The organism is Brevundimonas sp., assembly GCF_029946145.1.
Classification (GTDB): Bacteria; Pseudomonadota; Alphaproteobacteria; order Caulobacterales; family Caulobacteraceae; genus Brevundimonas.
Map to the genome: position 1 here is coordinate 1 of NZ_JAQSDY010000001.1, position 16,431 is coordinate 16,431.

Sequence of the window (16,431 nt, forward strand, 5' to 3'; positions counted from 1 at the left end):
AGCCGGCGTCAATCGCCCCATACCAGCCGTTCGGCTCAGCCGCCGCAGCACCGGCCGACAGGGCCAGAGCCCCGGCCGCGCTGGTGGCCATGATGAAAGTCTTTACGCGCATGGGTGGATGCCCTCCGCAGCCCAAATGAATTTTGTGACGGCAGACGAGCAGCCGCTGAGGTCTCTTAACAGCCTCGCCGGCCAAGGTCGAGCGGGGTAAGCGGGATAAGCGGGCAGCGTGGCCATATAGTTACAACCCTGAAATCCGCCTCCGGGTGAGATTCAAGGCGGGCGTGTGCCTCAGCCGCCGCCTGTTCGCCCGGTGGCCTTGCCAGTCCCTTCGCAGACGGCGCAGGTCTCGCCTGAAAAGCTGACGCCGGCGCCCTGGCACTCGGGACAGAGGGTCGGATCGGGGTGCTGCAGCGAGGCGGGATCCGTCGGACTGGACGGAGTCAGATCGCTGTCGTCGATATCGTGCGGGTTCATGCCGATGGAACGGCGCAGGGCCCGTCCGGTTTCATGAGGGCCGGTTTCATGATGACAGCGGCCAGCCTTGGCTTTACGGACCCGCTCATCATGGACGAGACCGAACGGCAATCCGAAGAACGCGGCTGGGATACGGCGAAGACGCTGGCCGAGGCCCTGCCGTACATCCAGATCTATGACCGCAAGACGGTGGTGATCAAATACGGCGGCCACGCCATGGGCGAAAGCGCCGTGGCCAAACAGTTCGCCGCCGACGTGGTCCTGCTGAAGCTGATGGGCGTCAATCCGGTCGTCGTCCACGGCGGCGGGCCCCAGATCAGCGCCATGCTGGACAAGGCCGGGGTCCGCTCCAGCTTCGTCGACGGCCTGCGGGTGACCGACGCCGACACCATGCAGGTCGCCGAAATGGTCCTGTCCGGAGCGGTCAACAAGGAGATCGCCCACTGGATCACCATGGCCGGGCGCGAGGCGGACGTGCGCGGCATCGGCCTGTCGGGCAAGGACGCAGGCCTGCTGACAGTGGAAAAGACCCGCCGGACCAAACGCGACCCCGACAGCATGATCGAACACGAGGTCGATCTGGGTCTGGTCGGCGAGCCGACGAAGGTGGATCCCAAGCTGATCGTGCGCCTGCTTGAGTCCGACGCCGACTGGGTGCCGGTGATCGCGCCGATCGGCGTGGCCGAGGACGGCCAGACCTTCAACGTCAACGCCGACACGGTCGCCGGGGCCCTGGCCGGCTCGCTTAAGGCCAAGCGCATGCTGCTGCTGACCGATGTGGCGGGGGTCAAGGGCGCCGACGGCGAGATCATTCGCCAGATGACCGTCGGCGAAGCCTCGAAGCTGATCGACGACGGCGTCGCGACCGGCGGCATGATTCCCAAGCTGCAGACCGCCATGGCGGCCGTGCGCGACGGGGTCGAGGCCGTGGTCATCCTCGACGGCCGCCGTCCGCACGCCATGCTGGTCGAGCTGTTCACCGAACACGGAGCCGGCACCCTGGTGAAGGCGGAATGAGCGCCGAGGCTTTCGAGGCGACGGAACTCGGAGCCGATCTGCGCCACATCCGCAGCTGGATCTTCGACCTGGACGACACCCTGTATCCGCCCGAGTCGCAGTTCATGCGGCTGATCCAGCAACGCATCAACGACTATGTGGTGCGCACCTCCGGCCTGCCGGCCGACGAGGCCATGGTGGTCCAGAAGGGCTATCTGCATGATTACGGCACCTCGCTGGCCGGGCTGATGGCCCATCATGAGATCGATCCCCACGACTTCCTGGCCGAGGTGCATGACGTGCCCCTGGACGTGCTGACGCCCGATCCGGGTCTGCGCGCGGCGCTGGAACGGCTTGAGGGGCCGCGCATCGTCTTCACCAACGGATCGACGGCCCATGCCCGGCGCGTCATCGAACGGCTGCAGCTGGCGGACCTCTTCGACGGCCTGTTCTCGCTCGAGGACGGCGATCTGATCCCCAAGCCCGATCCCCGTACCTTCGCCCGGATGGCAGAGCGGTTCGGCATCGCGCCCGCCTCGGCCGCCTTCTTCGAGGACACGGTGCGAAACCTCGAACCGGCCCACGCCCTCGGCATGACGACCGTGCTTGTCGGACAGCGGGCCCACGACGCCGACCTCCCCTTCGTCGATCACCGGGCGGCCACGCTCGGCCCCTTCCTCGCCACCGCCCGCCTGCCCGGAGACGCCTGATGCTGGATCGCGCGCACCTTGAAGCCGTCATCGAAACCGCCTGGGGGGGCCGGGCCGACATCTCGGTCTCCACCCACGGCGAGGTCCGCAAGGCCGTGGAACAGGCCCTGGCCATGCTGGACTCGGGCGAGGCGCGGGTCGCGTCACGGGGCGCGGACGGCGTCTGGACCACGCATCAGTGGCTGAAGAAGGCCGTGCTGCTGTCGTTCCGGCTGAACCCGAACGTCCGCATGGGCTCAGCCGTAGGGGCGACCATGGGCGTCACCGACCCCACGCCCGGCCCTTACTGGGACAAGGTGCCGGTCAAATGGGCCCACTGGACCGAGGCGGACTTCGAACGCGCCGGCTTCCGCGCCGTGCCGGGCGCAGTCGCGCGTCAGGGCGCCTTCATCGGCCGCAACGTCGTGCTGATGCCGAGCTTCGTGAACATCGGCGCTTACGTGGACGAGGGTTCCATGGTCGACGCCTGGGCCACGGTCGGATCCTGCGCCCAGATCGGCAGGAACGTGCACCTGTCAGGCGGGGCGGGCATCGGCGGGGTGCTGGAGCCGCTGCAGGCCAATCCGACCATCATCGAGGACGGCTGTTTCATCGGCGCCCGCGCCGAGGTGGCCGAGGGCGTGATCGTGCGCGAGGGCGCCGTGCTGGCCATGGGCGTCTATCTGTCGGCCTCGACGAAGATCATCGACCGGGCGACCGGCGAGGTCTTCCGGGGCGAGGTGCCGGCGTATTCCGTGGTGGTGCCGGGCAGCCTGCCCGACCCGAACGGCGGGCCGTCACTGTACTGCGCCGTCATCGTCAAACGGGTCGACGCGCAGACGCGGGCGAAGACCGGAGTCAACGAACTGCTGCGGGACTGACGCGCGCTCAAGGAGCGAGGCGCCGTGCGCCGGGCGGCAGCGCCCTTAAGACGCCGCCAGCCGGACCAGCTTGCCGTTCTGTTCGTCGGTAATGGCCCAGACGGCGCCATCAGGCCCCACCGCCACGTCCCGGACGCGTTCGCCGAGATCCGTCATCAGCCGTTCCTCGCCGACAACCCGGCCGCCTTCGAGCACCAGCCGCGCGATGTGCTTTTCCTTGAGGCCGGCGACCAGCAGATTGCCGCGCCAGCCCGGGAACATGGCGCCATCGTAGAAGGTCATGCCGCCGGGCGCGATGACCGGGTCCCAGTAATAGACGGGCTGCTCCATGCCCTCGCGCGCGGTGACGCCCTCGTTGATCGGGCCGCCGCTGTATTCGACGCCATAGGCGATGACTGGCCAGCCGTAGTTCCTGCCCCCTTCCGGGCGGTTCAGTTCGTCGCCGCCGCGCGTGCCGTGCTCCATGGTCCAGAGTGCGCCGTCGGGCGCGACCGCCGCGCCCTGGACGTTGCGGTGACCCAGCGACCATATCTCGGGCAGGGCGCCTGCGCGGCCGACGAAGGGATTGTCCCGCGGGACCGAGCCGTCGGCGTTGATGCGAATGACCTTGCCCATGTGCGAGCCCAGGTCCTGGGCCTGTGGCCGCATCGGCCGGTCGGACCGTTCGCCCAGGGTGACGAACAGATGACCCGCCCCGTCGAAGGCCAGCGAGGACCCGAAATGCTTGTCGCCGTCATAGACCGGGACGGCGCGGAAGATGACCTGGACGTTCTCGACCCGGGCGCCGTCCCCGGACAGCCGGCCGCGCGCCACCGAGGTGGCGTTTCCGCCCTCGCGGGGCTCGGCGTAGCTCCAGTAGATCAGCCGGTCCTGGCCGAAGGTCGGGCCGACCGCCACGTCCAGCAGGCCGCCCTGGCCGCGGGCGTCCACCGCCGGCAGGCCGGCGACCGGCTCGCCGGTCACGCCCTCGGCCGTGATGATTCGCAGGCGGCCGGGCCGCTCGGTGACCAGCCAGCGGCCGTCGGGCAACAGGGCCAGCCCCCACGGATGCTCCAGCCCGGACGCCACGACGCTGTGCGCCATCGCCGTTTCGGTGCGGACGCCGGGCGCGCGGGTCTGGCCGGCGAAGGCGGGGCGCTGGCTTGCGCCGTTGGCGGGCCGGGTTTCCAGTGCGGCGCCGGCCGGGGGAGGCGCGTCCTGTCCATTGGCTCCGCAGGCGGCGGAAAGGGCGGCGACGGCGACCGTGGCGGCGAGGGCGAGCAGGCGCATGGGAATCCCCTTGAACGGAACAGCGAACGAACGGCCTGTCCTGCCTAGCCGTTCCGGCCCCGCGGCGTCACGTCCCTCGCCCGTCGGCCATGGTGTTTCATCGACTTGAATCCGCCGCGGCCCGCCTATATAGGCACGCCTCTTCCGGCGGTCAGACCAGTTCCCGCCGGGACTCGAGCAATCGGGGCTGGGTAGCTCAGCTGGTTAGAGCGGTGGATTCATAACCCACAGGTCGGCGGTTCGAGCCCGCCTCCAGCCACCACCCCTTCCCTGACATCCCAGGACCGGACTCTCCGTTCACGGATCAGATCCGACGATCATCCACAGCTAAACCGCCCACAGCAGTGTGTCTCCCGTGTCACCCGTCGAGGCTGTCATATCACTGTCACACGAATGTCGTCCCACTTTCCCACGGCACGCCTAGAGGGGGCGGGATTTCAACCGGCTGCCGCCGGTCGCAGGGCTCGCGCCCATCTTCATCGGGGATAGATGACAATGACGAACCGCAAACGCGTGTTCTGGGCGACGACCGCCCTCTTCAGCGGCCTCCTGGTCGCCGGAGCCGCCTCCGCCCAGTCTTCGGGCACGGTCGCGACCGAAGGCGCCACCGAACTGGACACCGTGGTCGTCACGGGCGCCCGGACGCCCAGCATCGACGGCGTCATCGTCGCCCAGACGGTCCCGAAGACCCGTTCCAGCATCTCGCAGGAGTTCATCTCGACCCAATCCTCGGGCCAGACGATCCTGCAGACCCTGAACCTGGTCCCCGGCCTGAACTTCGTGAACAACGACCCCTACGGCAACTCGGGCGGCAACATCCGCCTGCGCGGCTTCGACGGCAACCGCGTCTCGCTGACCTTCGACGGCATGCCGCTGAACGACACCGGCAACTACGCCGCCTACACCAACCAGATGCTGGACTCGGAACTGATTGACCGCGCCTCGGTCAACCAGGGCACGACCGACGTCGACAGCCCGACCGCCTCGGCGACCGGCGGCACCATCAACCTGCTGTCCGCCCGCCCGCTCGAAGAAGCCGGCGTCGAGGTCAAGGCGACGATCGGCGAGAACAACTACGGCCGCGTCTACCTGCGCGCCGACACCGGCGCCTTCGGCCCCTGGGGCACGACGGCCTACACCACGGTGTCGTACACGAACTATGACAAGTTCCGCGGACCGGGCGAACTGGAGAAGCTCCAGTTCAACGGCAAGCTCTATCAGGACCTGGGCGGCAACGGGAATTTCGCCAGCATCGCGGGCCATTACAACCGCAACCGTAACGCCGCCTTCTTCAACAACTACACGCTCGCGAACTTCAACAGCGGCGTGGAGCCGCTTGAGAACGACATCGCCTGCTTCCGTCCGTTCGCCGCCGCCGGAACGGTTCAGGACGAGAACACCCAGTCGAGCCGCATCCGGTCCGACGGCTCGATCGCCTCGGGCAACTGCACCAGCGCAATCAATCTGCGCATCAACCCGTCCGACACCGGCAACATCCGGGGCCAGTTCAGCTATGCGCTGACCGACAACCTGCGTTTCACCTTCGACCCGTCCTACCAGTACGTCCTCGCGACGGGCGGCACGACCACCAGCCTGGTGAGCGAGCGTGACGACCGACTGGACCAGAACCGCCTGAACAACAACAGCGCGACGGGCCTGTCCGCCATCACCAACGCCCAGTGCGTCACCGCCCTGTACAACACCACGGGCCGCGACCTTAACGGCGACGGCGACACCTGCGACAACGTTCACGTCTATGCGCCGTCGGTGACCAACACCAACCGCTACGGCCTCAGCACGTCGCTGATCTGGGACCTGAACGACGATCACCGCATCCGCGGCGCCTATGCGCTTGACTACGGTCGTCACCGCCAGACCGGCGAGGGCACCTTCATCACCCGCGACTCCCGGCCCTATGACGTCTTCAGCACCGATGGCGCGCCGGACCAGGCCGTCACCGGCCGCGATGGTTCGATCTATCGCTTCCGTGACCGCTTCTCGATCGCCGAACTGCAGCAGTTCTCGCTCGAGTACATCGGCGACTTCTTCAACGACTCGCTGACGATCAATCTCGGCGTTCGCGCGCCCGAGTTCACCCGCGAACTGAACCAGTACTGCTTCTCGCAGAACGGCTCGTCGAACGTGCGTTGCACCACGGAAACGCCCGCGACGACCCTCGCCAGCGGAAACGTCACCTTCGCCTCGACCGGCTCGACCCAGTACATCCCCCCGTACGCCGCCGAGCTGAACTACGACGACGTCCTGCCAAACGTGGGTGCGGTCTATCGCTTCGGCGGCGGCCACAGCGTCTACGCCAGCTACGCCGAGGGCATGTCGGTGCCGCGGACGGACAACCTGTACCAGCCGGTGCGGAACACGACGGACAACTCGATCGACTTCACGACGGTGCAACCGGAAACGACCAAGGCCTATGACCTCGGCTACCGCTTCCGCAGCTCGCGACTGATCGCCCAGGCCGTACTCTGGTACGTCGAGTTCGAGAACCGCATCGTCCAGTCGCAGGACAACGACATCACCTCGCCGACCTTCGGCTTCTCCGTCGACCGTAACGTCGGCGCCGTGAAGCAGCAGGGCTTCGACGGCCAGTTGGGCTACATCTTCAGCGACCGCTTCGCGCTGAACCTGTCGGCCTCGTATAACGAGAGCGAGCTGCAGGACAATCTGTTCCTGGGCAACTTCAACTGCACCACCGCCAACCAGGTTGCGGGCAGCACGCCGGCTTGCGCCACCGCGCCTGCCTCGACGGCGATCCCTCTGTACCTGCAAACCGCCGGCAAGACCCTGGTCGAAACCCCGGACTGGACCTTCTCGGCCCGCGCCGACTGGGACGTGACCGAGAACCTGTCCTTTGGCCTGCAGGCCAAGTATGTGGGCGAGCGTTTCGCGACGGACGTCAACGACGAAATCTCGGACGCCTATACGGTCGCCGATATGGACATCCGTTACGACCTGACCGACGCCTTCGGCATCCGTGGCGCCTATGTTCAGCTGAACGTGAACAACCTGCTGGACGAAGACTATCTGGGCAACATCTCGACGGGCAACAACGGCCTGTCGTCGGTCGTCACGACCGATCCCCGCGTGCCGGCCGCCACGGCCAACCGCTCCGGGTCCGCCCGCACCTACTCGCTGGGTTCGCCGCGCACCGCGCAGATCACCCTGGGCATGAAGTTCTAGTCCAGTACTGACACCAAGACGGAAGAGGGCGGCCTGTTCACAGGCCGCCCTTTTTCTATGGTCGTTCGGGGGCCGCGCGTTGAAGTCGGACCCCGCGCCCTCTATCTGGCGCGATCGGTCATTCGCCGATACGAGGCCCCATGAACCAGTTCCCCGTCCCCGCCGAATGGGCGCCGCACCGCGCGATGTGGGTCGGCTGGCCCAGCCACGCCGAGCTGTGGGAGGACAATCTCGAACCGGCCCGGGGCGAGGTCGAGGCCCTGGTCCGCGCCCTGGCCGGTCCGGGCCGCGAGAAGGTGCGGCTGCTGGTGGGCAAGCCGGAAGCGCTGGACGACGCCCGCGCCCGGTTCGCCGGCGTCGCCGGTGTCGAGATCGTCGATGGCCGCTTCGGCGATATCTGGCTGCGCGACACCGGCCCCATCTTCGGGGCCGGCTCAGCCACGGCCGCGGCCTTCCGCTTCAACGGCTGGGGCGGCAAGTATGAGCTCGAGCATGACGACACGGTCGCCGACCAGATCGGTCGGGCCTCGGGCGCGCCCCTGACCCGCAACGACTTCATCCTTGAGGGCGGGGCGGTGGAACACGACGGTCAGGGCACCATCCTGACCACGCGCCAGTGCGTGCTGAACCGCAATCGCAATCCCGGCTGGACCGAGGAAAAGGCGGAGGCGGCCCTCGCCAACGCCCTCGGCGCCCGCAAGGTTCTGTGGCTCGGCGACGGCCTGCTGAACGACCACACGGACGGCCATGTCGACAACCTGGCCCGCTTCGTCGCGCCCGGAGTGGTCGCCTGCCCGGTCGCGTGGGGCCGCGGCGATCCCAATGACGACGTCTATGACACGGTGGCCCGGACGCTGTCGCAGATGACGGATGCGACCGGCGCGCCGCTCAAGGTGCTGCGCCTGCCCTCGCCCGGCTTCGTCGGCGACGAGAACGAAAAGCCCGTGCCGGCCAGCCACATGAATTTCCTCATCGCCAACGGCGCCGTCATCGTGCCGACCTACGGCGACACCCGCGCCGCCGATCTGGCCTGTCAGGGTCTGGCGACGGCCTTCCCGGACCGCGAGATCATCGCCCTGCCGTCGATCGCCATCCTCTCCGGCGGCGGATCCTTCCACTGCATCACCCAGCAGGAGCCCGCATAGCGGTGGAGTGATTAGTGGATAGTGATTAGTGGTTGTCTCCTCATGGAACCGGAGGTTGGCATGACGGACGGCGTCACAGGGTATCGCGATCTGCACGTTTGGCGCAAAGCTCTGGATTGGGCTGAAGCAATCTACGAAGCGACATCACACTGGCCGCGCGACGAGCGTTTCGGGCTGATCAGCCAAATTCGGCGCGCTGCTGTTTCGGTCGCTTCGAATATCGCCGAAGGAGCGGCCCGGCGCAGCACAGGTGAGTTCATCCAGTTTCTGGGAATGTCCCGGGGCTCGCTGGCCGAAGCCGAAACCCAACTGCTCCTCGCCGAACGTTTGGGATATCTGCCGGGCGCTGATGCTGCGGCCTTGCTCGGTGCGGCCGGAGAAATCAGCCGGATGTTGGTCGCGCTCAATATTTCGTTGAAACAGAAGCAGAGTCGCTAGAAGCGACAATCACTAATCACTAATCACTAATCACCATGACCCGCACGATCTCCGTCGCCGCGCTGCAGACCTCCTACGGCGAGGACCTGCAGGCCAACATCGCCAGGACCATCGACCTGATCCGTCAGGCCGCCGGCAAGGGCGCGCAGGTGATCCTGCCGTCCGAACTGTTCCAGGGCCCATATTTCTGCGTCTCCCAGGAGGAGAAGTGGTTCGCCACCGCCCATCCGTGGCGCGAGCATCCCTGCGTGACCGCGCTTCAGCCCGTGGCGGCCGAGCTCGGCGTGGCCATCCCCGTCTCGATCTTCGAGCGCGAGGGGCCGCACTATTTCAACTCCATGGTCATGCTGGACGCCGACGGCCGCGCGCTGGGCGTCTATCGCAAGAGCCACATCCCCGACGGCCCCGGCTATCAGGAGAAATACTATTTCCGGCCCGGCGACACCGGTTTCAAGGTCTGGGACACGCGCCACGGCCGCGTCGGCGTCGGCATCTGCTGGGACCAGTGGTACCCGGAAACCGCCCGCGCCATGATGCTGCAGGGCGCCGAGGTGCTGTTCTACCCGACCGCCATCGGCTCCGAGCCGCATGACAAGGAGCTGGACACCGCCGACCCCTGGCGGCGCGCCATGCAGGGCCACGCCGTCTCGAACGTCGTGCCGGTCGTCGGCGCCAATCGCACGGGGCTTGAGCGGGTCACCGAGGCCGGCCAGGTCTTCTATGGTTCGTCCTTCATCGCCGATCATCGCGGGGACCTGGTCGAAAGCTTCGGCCGCGGGGACGAGGGCGCGCTGGTCCACACCTTCGACCTCGACTACGTCGACCGGCACCGCGCGGCCTGGGGCTTCTTCCGCGACCGGCGGACCGACCTCTACGGCTCGCTGGTCGCGCCGCGTCCGGCCTGACCCAGGGCGCGGCGCTCCGCGGCGCAGCCCGGGTTCGTCAGCCCTTCGGCGCGCGCGGCCGCGACCTCCGCGCGCGCAGCTTCCAGATCGGCGGCGAACGCCGGTGAACCCGCTTCTGCGGCGTACAGCCGCTGACCCAGGGCGGCGCCGGCGGCCACGTCTCCCGGCCAGTTCATCCGGCAGACCGCGCGGCTCAGTCCGATCTCGCGGCCGGTGCGGCGGACGTCGTCGCCCCGGTCGGGCGCAAGCACCGCGAACATCTCGCCCCAGGCCGCGCCGGCCACAGCGCCGACCGCCGGCCATGAGGGCCCGTCGCGGATCGCGTCATTGACCCTCTGGCACGGCTCCAGTCCCTCGATAACCTTGATCGGTCGCGGTACCGGCCACTGATCGGCCAGCAGGCGCGTCAGGCCGTCGGCGTCGACAAGCAGCCGGTTCATCAGCCGGGTCAGGGCCGGGCGGGGTTTCCGGGCGAACCGGGTTCCAAGGGCGCAATCGAAATGCTGGGCGGCTTCGGGGGCCGCCAGCTGGGCGTGGGCCGTGGCCAGCCACCAACGGTCGGCGCCGGGCTCGCCGGGAAAGACATCGGACGGCGTCCAGGCCGCCGGCTCAGGCGCCGCATCAGCCAGTGAGCGGATCGCCGCCGCCCCGAGATACCCGTGGACCGTCTCCACGGGCGCAGGACCGCCGCCCGTGGCGCAGGCGCCCAGAAGGACGCACGCCGCGAGCGCCGCCCGGGGGCTCACCCGCCGGCGGTCCAGTCCAGCTGAACGTTGGTCTCGCCATTCTCCATCGGCGTGGCCACGACGCGCAGCAGCTTGCTGCTGCCGTCCTCGGCCGCCGCGCCATAGGCGCGGGCCTCGCCCTGGTTCATGGCCATGACCGACGCCAGCCCGGCCGCTTCGGCGGTCTTGCGATAGTAGGCGATGATCGCATCGGGCGAGGACGCCGTGGTGAAGCTGACAATGCCGCCGGGGCCGCCGGGGCCTTGGGCGATCGTCGCAGGGCCGGACGGGATTCCGCCGGGATAGATGACGGCGAACGACGGTGCGCCGGGCGCGACCGGCTTCGGCGTGACAGCCGGGGTTTCGGAGGAAACGGCCTCCGCGACGGGCGCCACGCGCGCCGCTGTATCCGCCGCGGCTTCGTCGGCGGCGGGGGATTCCGCCGCCGGGCCCTGGCCGCAACCGGCCATGGCCAGAGCCGTCGTAAGACCGGCCGCCGCAAGCAAGCGCTTCATCCCGTATCGTCCTTGAAAAGACTGGTGTTGATTGCGCGCACCGTGACCCAAGGCTGCGGCGGCGGCAAGGCGGGTTCGCGCCTTCGGAAAGGCGCGGAATGACGCGGCGGTCAGCCGGTCGCGGCGTCCGCCTGCCCGGACTTGCCCCTTGCCGATCCACCCTGGTCCTCACCAGTGTTCTTGACAGGGTTCGGGTCGGCGGGGGGCGACTGTCTATCGGTCGAGGCCATGCCTTCGCTGGCGAGTGTCTCGTTGATTGCGTCCTGGTCCGGATCGTCGTCCGACCCGGTCGCCGCCCCGCCCTGCAACGAGCCGGCCCGCGTGTCCGACCCCATGCCCGATCCCGACAGCGCTTCGGTCAGGGCGTCCGGCTTGCGGCCCAGATCGGGCTTTTCGCCCATATCGTCGGCCTCGCGGGCGTCCCGGGTCTCGTGCTGGTCTGTCATGGCGAAGCTCCTTCACGGAAGGAAGCGGGCAGGAGGGGCGCGGGTTCCCGATCTCCCGCCCGGGGAGGACCTGGCCGAGGGCCCCGGAAAAAAGGCCGGGATCGCTCCCGGCCTTTCCAGTCCTACTTGCCGAACAGCTTGTTCCAGCGACGTTTGTCGCGGTTCTTCCACGATCCGCGATGATAGGCGTCCGAGCCGATCAGGGGCACCACGGTCGTGGCTTCGGCGAAGACCATCTGCTCGTGCGTGGTCTGGACCTTGCCCCAGGACGCGGCTTCCTTGAGCGTGGACGACGAGCAGGCGCCGTCGCGCACGTCGGCGACCGTGATCTGGACCGCATAGCGGTGCATCTCGGCCTCGACGCCGAGGATCTCGGCGCACACCACCGTATCCTGGGCGAAATTCTTCGGCACGCCGCCGCCGACCATGAACAGGCCGGTGACGCCCGCCGCGATCTTGACGTCGGTCAGCTCGCGGAAGTCCGCGACCGCGTCGATCATCAGATAGGGCTGGCCCGCCGCGATCCGCTCCTTCTGGTGCTTGACCAGGCCGAAGCCGGCCGAGCTGTCGACGAAGGCCGGGCAGAAGATCGGCACGCCTTCTTCATAGGCGGTCTGGATCAGCGAGCCTTCTTTTTTGGCATTCCCTTCGGACAGCCACTTGCCCATCTCCCAGATGAACTCGCGCGAGGAATAGCCGCGCGGCTCCAGCCGGTTGCAGATCTCCAGGATGGTGTGGTCGCAGGCCTGGAGCTCTTCCTCGTCGATATAGGTGTCGTAGATCCGGTCGATGTAGTTTTCGCGCAGGACGTTGTCGTCCACCTCGCCGGCGGCCTGGTAGTGTTTGAAGCCGAGGGCCTCGAAGAAGTCCATGTCGACGATCGAGGCGCCGGTGGCGACCACGGCGTCGATCATGCCGAACTTCACCATGTCGCGGTACACATGCATGCAGCCGCCGGCCGAGGTCGAGCCGGCGAGGATCAGCCAGGGCGAGCAGTCCTTGTCCTCGATGGCCATGTTGAAGATGTCGGCGGCCCGGGCCGTGTCGCGGCTCGAGAACGACATCTTGCGCATGCTGTCGATGATCGGTCGGGCGTCGAAGGACGTGATGTCCACGTGCTCGACAGTGTTCTGGAGCAGCTGGGCCTTCTGGTTGGTCTGAACGGGAGCGTTCATTGCAAGGGTTTCCCTTTGGTTTGAGCGCCCGTCGTCAAGGAAAACAGCGGCCCGGACGGAGCGACGGGCCGCTGCTGAATAGAACGCATGAGTGACGGTTTAGCGCCGCTGCTTCTTCCGCTGGCCGGCCTTGCCCTTGGGACGGGACAGGCGAACCACCTTGCGGGCGGCTTCTTCCGCCGTGGTGCGCACGGTCGGGATGGAGCGCGGCGCCAGGCCGTAGAGCGAGGCCATCGGGGCGTCCTCGACCCCGGCGATGTCGTGTTCGCCATAGCCGTTGAAGCCGGTCGACATCGCCACGCCATAGGCGCCCAGCATGCCGATCTCGATGAAGTCGCCTTCCTGCACATCGGCCGGCAGCCAGAAAGGTCCCGGCATATGGTCGATGGAGTCGCAGGTCGGGCCGTAGAAGCGGAAGGCCTTCAGTTCGCTCGACGCATCACCATCCCGGACCAGCTTGGTCGGGAAGGGCCAGCGCGAATGGGTCGCGTCGAACAGCGATCCGTACGAGCCGTCGTTCAGATACAGGGCGTCGCCCTTGCGCAGGTCGACGCGGCACAGGACCGACGACGATTCCGCCACAAGCGCGCGGCCGGGCTCGCACCACAGTTCGGTGGTGTGGGTGACCGGCATCTCGGCGAAGCCCCGATGGATGGCGTCGGCGTATTCGCTCATGTCCGGCGGGACCATGCCAGGATAGACCGAGGGGAAGCCGCCGCCGACATCGACGATGTCGACGATCACGCCGGCGCGGCTGATGGCGCGGCTGACCTGGGCCATGGCGGCCTCATAGGCGGACGGACGCATGCACTGCGAGCCGACGTGGAAGCAGACGCCCATCAGGCCGTCGACCACCGCCTGGCGCGTGGCCAGCAGCAGCGACGGAGCCTGATCCGGCGAGACGCCGAACTTGCCCGACAGCGAATAGGCCGCGCCGTCGGCCGAGACCGTCATCCGCACCAGCAGATTCAGGTCCGTGGCGCCGCCCGTGGCGTCCAGGATCTTGGCCAGCTCATCATGGCTGTCCAGCGAGAAGGTGCGGACGCCGTGATCGAAATAGGCGCGGGTGATGGCGCCGCGGCTCTTGACCGGGTGCATGAAGGCCAGGCGCGCGTCGGGGCTGACCGAACGGACAAGTTCGATCTCTGACAGCGATGCGACATCGAACGCGGTGACGCCGGCCTCGACCAGGGTCTCGATGACCCAGCGCGAGGGATTGGCCTTCACTGCATAGAAGACGTCGGCCTTGAGATTATCCTGGAACCAGCGCGCCGCTACGGAAACCGAACGCGGCCGCACGAGTGCGACTGGACGTTCAGGGGACCGCTCGCGGACCAGGTCCAGGGGAAATGGATACGTGCGCAATTCACGTAAACCCCTGTAATTGTTAAACCCAGACCGGCGTTAGCAGCGCAACGTTAGACCTACGGGGTCCGCCGGAAGCCGCGATGTAGGGTCACGTGACTGTCATGTAAAGCGGTTTTTTTCAGGCGGGCCTTGGGTTTGCCCGGGATCGTCAGGGTGCGGACTGACCCGCGGAGCGCGAAGGCCCTCCCGGGTTTCCGCCGTTTGCGCGTGTCACGCCCGGCGCGCTCTCCCACAGGCGGGGGGCGCGACAGGCGCCGTCGTCGCGGGTCGGCCCGGCTGCCCTTCCGCTGGACGAAATCCTTGCGGACGTGCCATTAAGACTTGCCTCGCGGGCCTGATCGGGCGATGCGGCGCGCCCTTGCAACCGCTTTCAGCGTGTCCATGACCTCAGCCACTGCCGCCGTCGCGTCCGTGAAGGACGTGTCCAAGACTTTCGGCGCCCGAAAGGCCCTGAACGGCGTGTCCGTCGAGGTTGGGGCCGGAGAAATGGTCGCCCTGATCGGCCCTTCGGGTTCCGGCAAATCGACGCTGCTGCGTTCGATCACCGGCTTGCAGACCATCGACTCAGGCAAGGGCGTGATCACCGTCTTTGGCGAGTGCGTGCAGAAGAACGGCCGCACCACCGGCGCGACCCGCGCCGCGCGCCAGAAGCTGGGCATGATCTTCCAGCAGTTCAATCTGGTCGGCCGGCTGTCGCTGTTCTCCAACGTCATGCTGGGCGCCCTCGGCCGGCTGCCCGGCTGGCAGGGCTTCTTCGGCGCATGGCCCGCGGCGGACAAACAGCGGGCCATGGCGGCCCTGCACCGCGTCGGCGTGTCTGATTATGCGGCCCAGCGCGCCAACACCCTGTCCGGCGGCCAGCAGCAGCGCGGCGCCATCGCCCGCGCGCTGGTTCAGGGCGCCAAGGCCATTCTGGCCGATGAGCCCGTCGCCTCGCTGGACCCGGTGTCCGCCCGCAAGGTCATGGAGCTTCTGGTCGAGCTGAATCAGCGCGACGGCATGGGCGTCATCGTCACCCTGCACCAGGTCGACTACGCCATCCGCTACTGCGAACGGGTCATCGCCCTGAAGGCCGGCCAGATCGTCTATGACGGCCCGGCCACAGGTCTGGATACGAAGCAGCTTATCGACATCTACGGTCCCGAGTTCGAGGACGCGTTCTGGGAAACCAAGGTATGACCGTCGCTCCCGTCACCCGCCGCCTCGGCCTGATCGTCGCCGCAGCCGCCATCCTCGGTCTCGCCGCCTGCGGTGGCGGCGACGATAAATCGTCGGCCGCGCCGACCGAGCTCACCTTCTCCATCCTGTCCGCCGAAGGCCAGGCCTCGGCCGGTCCGCTGTGGCAGCCGCTGCTGGACGACATGTCCAAGGCCATCGGCGTGCCGGTCAAACCGTATTTCGGCTCCAACTACACCGTCCTGGTCGAGGCCATGCGCGGCAACCAGACCCAGGTCGCCTGGTTCTCGGCCAAGCCCGCCGTCGAGGCCATCGACCGCGCCGACGCCGAGGTCATCGCCCGCACCGTCAACAAGGAGGGTCTGGACAGCTATCGTTCGACCCTGATCGTCCGCACCGGTTCGGGCATCACGCTGGATCAGGTGCTGGCCTGCGGCAAACGCTACGACTTCGGCATCGGCGACGCCCAGTCGACCTCGGGCACGCTGGCCCCGATGGCCTTCCTGTTCAACCCCCGCAACATCGTCCCGGCCCGGTGCTTCAAGACGGTGCGCTCGGCCAATCACCAGTCGAACGCCTTCTCGGTCGCCTCGGGCGTGCTGGACGTGGCGACGTCGAACACCGTCAACACCGTCTTCCTGACCAAGCAGAACCCGCAGATCGCCGCCCAGATTCAGGAGATCTGGCAGTCGCCGCCGATCCCCGAGAGCGGCATCCTCGTGCGTGAGGATCTGGATCCCGCGCTGAAGGAGAAGATCCGCAGCTTCTTCCTGACCTACGGCCAGGGCGACACCGTCGAGGCCCGGCGCCAGCGTCAGGTTCTGGCCGGGCTGGAGTATTCGCGCTTCAACGCCGCCGACGACGGCTATCTCAATCCCATCCGCGAGATGATCGCCGACCAGAAGCTGGGCGAAGCCCGGAACAAGGGCGACGCCGCCGGCGTGGCCGCCGCCGAGCGTGAACTGCAGCGCCTGCGCAGCCTGCGCGAGGTCCAGCCTTGACCGACGCCGCCGCCAGACCGGCCGCGA

16 protein-coding genes and 1 tRNA gene are annotated in these 16,431 nt (G+C 67.7%); 10 read left to right on the plus strand and 7 right to left on the minus strand.

The window, feature by feature from the left end:
- Positions 1–291: 291 nt before the first annotated feature.
- A complete protein-coding gene (locus PSV23_RS00005; RefSeq protein ID WP_300465333.1) occupies positions 292–477 on the minus strand; it encodes a hypothetical protein in 186 nt (61 codons plus the stop codon).
- A gap of 90 nt (positions 478–567) precedes the next feature.
- On the opposite strand from PSV23_RS00005, the gene argB reads away from it, so the two are divergent.
- Genes argB through dapD form a run of 3 tightly spaced genes read left to right on the plus strand, consistent with a single transcriptional unit; the run spans position 568 to position 3,043 of the window.
- Positions 568–1,494, plus strand: a complete 927-nt coding sequence (gene argB, locus PSV23_RS00010) for an acetylglutamate kinase (RefSeq protein WP_300465335.1) — start codon at positions 568–570, stop codon at positions 1,492–1,494.
- Positions 1,491–2,183: a pyrimidine 5'-nucleotidase gene (locus PSV23_RS00015; RefSeq protein ID WP_300465337.1), complete on the plus strand. Its 693-nt coding sequence runs from the start codon at positions 1,491–1,493 to the stop codon at positions 2,181–2,183. The genes argB and PSV23_RS00015 overlap by 4 nt, the downstream gene beginning before the upstream one ends.
- Positions 2,183–3,043 (plus strand): 2,3,4,5-tetrahydropyridine-2,6-dicarboxylate N-succinyltransferase, encoded by an 861-nt coding sequence (gene dapD, locus PSV23_RS00020; protein WP_300465339.1) that lies wholly within the window; start codon positions 2,183–2,185, stop codon positions 3,041–3,043. Before PSV23_RS00015 ends, dapD begins: the two co-directional genes overlap by 1 nt.
- Before the next feature lie 45 nt (positions 3,044–3,088).
- On the opposite strand, the gene PSV23_RS00025 is transcribed toward dapD, so the two are convergent.
- Positions 3,089–4,312, minus strand: a complete 1,224-nt coding sequence (locus PSV23_RS00025) for a PQQ-dependent sugar dehydrogenase (RefSeq protein ID WP_300465341.1) — start codon at positions 4,310–4,312, stop codon at positions 3,089–3,091.
- Between the two features lie 185 nt (positions 4,313–4,497).
- Here PSV23_RS00025 and PSV23_RS00030 point away from each other — a divergent pair.
- The 5 genes from PSV23_RS00030 to aguB all read left to right on the plus strand — a co-directional run bounded on the left by PSV23_RS00030 (position 4,498) and on the right by aguB (position 9,998).
- A tRNA-Met gene (locus tag PSV23_RS00030) sits at positions 4,498–4,574 on the plus strand.
- 233 nt (positions 4,575–4,807) lie between these two features.
- Complete coding sequence (locus PSV23_RS00035; RefSeq protein ID WP_300465343.1) at positions 4,808–7,510, plus strand: TonB-dependent receptor; 2,703 nt, start codon at positions 4,808–4,810, stop codon at positions 7,508–7,510.
- Between the two features lie 140 nt (positions 7,511–7,650).
- Positions 7,651–8,655 (plus strand): agmatine deiminase family protein, encoded by a 1,005-nt coding sequence (locus tag PSV23_RS00040; protein WP_300465347.1) that lies wholly within the window; start codon positions 7,651–7,653, stop codon positions 8,653–8,655.
- Between the two features lie 60 nt (positions 8,656–8,715).
- Positions 8,716–9,093, plus strand: a complete 378-nt coding sequence (locus PSV23_RS00045; RefSeq protein WP_300465350.1) for a four helix bundle protein — start codon at positions 8,716–8,718, stop codon at positions 9,091–9,093.
- A 35-nt stretch (positions 9,094–9,128) separates the two neighbouring features.
- A complete protein-coding gene (gene aguB / locus PSV23_RS00050; protein WP_300465352.1) occupies positions 9,129–9,998 on the plus strand; it encodes an N-carbamoylputrescine amidase in 870 nt (289 codons plus the stop codon).
- Here aguB and PSV23_RS00055 read toward each other — a convergent pair.
- The 5 genes from PSV23_RS00055 to PSV23_RS00075 form a co-directional block, all read right to left on the minus strand.
- Positions 9,965–10,744 carry a PA-phosphatase gene (locus tag PSV23_RS00055; RefSeq protein WP_300465354.1) on the minus strand — a complete coding sequence of 260 codons (780 nt, stop codon included), beginning with the start codon at positions 10,742–10,744 and terminating at the stop codon, positions 9,965–9,967. The genes aguB and PSV23_RS00055 overlap by 34 nt on opposite strands.
- Entirely contained in the window at positions 10,741–11,238 is a 498-nt protein-coding gene (locus PSV23_RS00060) for a hypothetical protein (RefSeq protein WP_300465356.1), read from the minus strand. Before PSV23_RS00060 ends, PSV23_RS00055 begins: the two co-directional genes overlap by 4 nt.
- 110 nt (positions 11,239–11,348) lie before the next feature.
- On the minus strand, positions 11,349–11,684 hold the full coding sequence (locus PSV23_RS00065; RefSeq protein WP_300465358.1) for a ribonuclease: 336 nt from the start codon (positions 11,682–11,684) through the stop codon (positions 11,349–11,351).
- Between the two features lie 122 nt (positions 11,685–11,806).
- Positions 11,807–12,859 carry a deoxyhypusine synthase gene (locus PSV23_RS00070; RefSeq protein ID WP_300465360.1) on the minus strand — a complete coding sequence of 351 codons (1,053 nt, stop codon included), beginning with the start codon at positions 12,857–12,859 and terminating at the stop codon, positions 11,807–11,809.
- Positions 12,860–12,958: 99 nt separating this feature from the next.
- Positions 12,959–14,224, minus strand: coding sequence for a type III PLP-dependent enzyme (locus tag PSV23_RS00075; RefSeq protein ID WP_300465362.1), 1,266 nt, complete (start codon positions 14,222–14,224; stop codon positions 12,959–12,961).
- Between the two features lie 384 nt (positions 14,225–14,608).
- Here PSV23_RS00075 and phnC point away from each other — a divergent pair, with 384 nt between their 5' ends.
- On the plus strand, positions 14,609–15,406 hold the full coding sequence (gene phnC, locus PSV23_RS00080) for a phosphonate ABC transporter ATP-binding protein (protein WP_300465364.1): 798 nt from the start codon (positions 14,609–14,611) through the stop codon (positions 15,404–15,406).
- Complete coding sequence (phnD, locus tag PSV23_RS00085; protein ID WP_300465366.1) at positions 15,403–16,404, plus strand: phosphate/phosphite/phosphonate ABC transporter substrate-binding protein; 1,002 nt, start codon at positions 15,403–15,405, stop codon at positions 16,402–16,404. The genes phnC and phnD overlap by 4 nt, the downstream gene beginning before the upstream one ends.
- The last annotated feature ends 27 nt before the right edge of the window (positions 16,405–16,431 follow it).

Excerpts from the sequence above, each read along its gene's own strand:
- PSV23_RS00015 (WP_300465337.1), top strand. The coding sequence starts at position 1,491 with ATGAGCGCCGAGGCTTTCGAGGCGACGGAACTCGGAGCCGATCTGCGC.
- PSV23_RS00035 (WP_300465343.1), top strand. The coding sequence starts at position 4,808 with ATGACGAACCGCAAACGCGTGTTCTGGGCGACGACCGCCCTCTTCAGC.
- argB (WP_300465335.1), top strand. The coding sequence starts at position 568 with ATGGACGAGACCGAACGGCAATCCGAAGAACGCGGCTGGGATACGGCG.
- phnD (WP_300465366.1), top strand. The coding sequence starts at position 15,403 with ATGACCGTCGCTCCCGTCACCCGCCGCCTCGGCCTGATCGTCGCCGCA.
- dapD (WP_300465339.1), top strand. The coding sequence starts at position 2,183 with ATGCTGGATCGCGCGCACCTTGAAGCCGTCATCGAAACCGCCTGGGGG.
- PSV23_RS00065 (WP_300465358.1), bottom strand. The coding sequence starts at position 11,684 with ATGACAGACCAGCACGAGACCCGGGACGCCCGCGAGGCCGACGATATG.
- PSV23_RS00045 (WP_300465350.1), top strand. The coding sequence starts at position 8,716 with ATGACGGACGGCGTCACAGGGTATCGCGATCTGCACGTTTGGCGCAAA.
- PSV23_RS00025 (WP_300465341.1), bottom strand. The coding sequence starts at position 4,312 with ATGCGCCTGCTCGCCCTCGCCGCCACGGTCGCCGTCGCCGCCCTTTCC.
- PSV23_RS00060 (WP_300465356.1), bottom strand. The coding sequence starts at position 11,238 with ATGAAGCGCTTGCTTGCGGCGGCCGGTCTTACGACGGCTCTGGCCATG.
- PSV23_RS00005 (WP_300465333.1), bottom strand. The coding sequence starts at position 477 with ATGAACCCGCACGATATCGACGACAGCGATCTGACTCCGTCCAGTCCG.
- aguB (WP_300465352.1), top strand. The coding sequence starts at position 9,129 with ATGACCCGCACGATCTCCGTCGCCGCGCTGCAGACCTCCTACGGCGAG.
- PSV23_RS00070 (WP_300465360.1), bottom strand. The coding sequence starts at position 12,859 with ATGAACGCTCCCGTTCAGACCAACCAGAAGGCCCAGCTGCTCCAGAAC.
- PSV23_RS00040 (WP_300465347.1), top strand. The coding sequence starts at position 7,651 with ATGAACCAGTTCCCCGTCCCCGCCGAATGGGCGCCGCACCGCGCGATG.
- phnC (WP_300465364.1), top strand. The coding sequence starts at position 14,609 with ATGACCTCAGCCACTGCCGCCGTCGCGTCCGTGAAGGACGTGTCCAAG.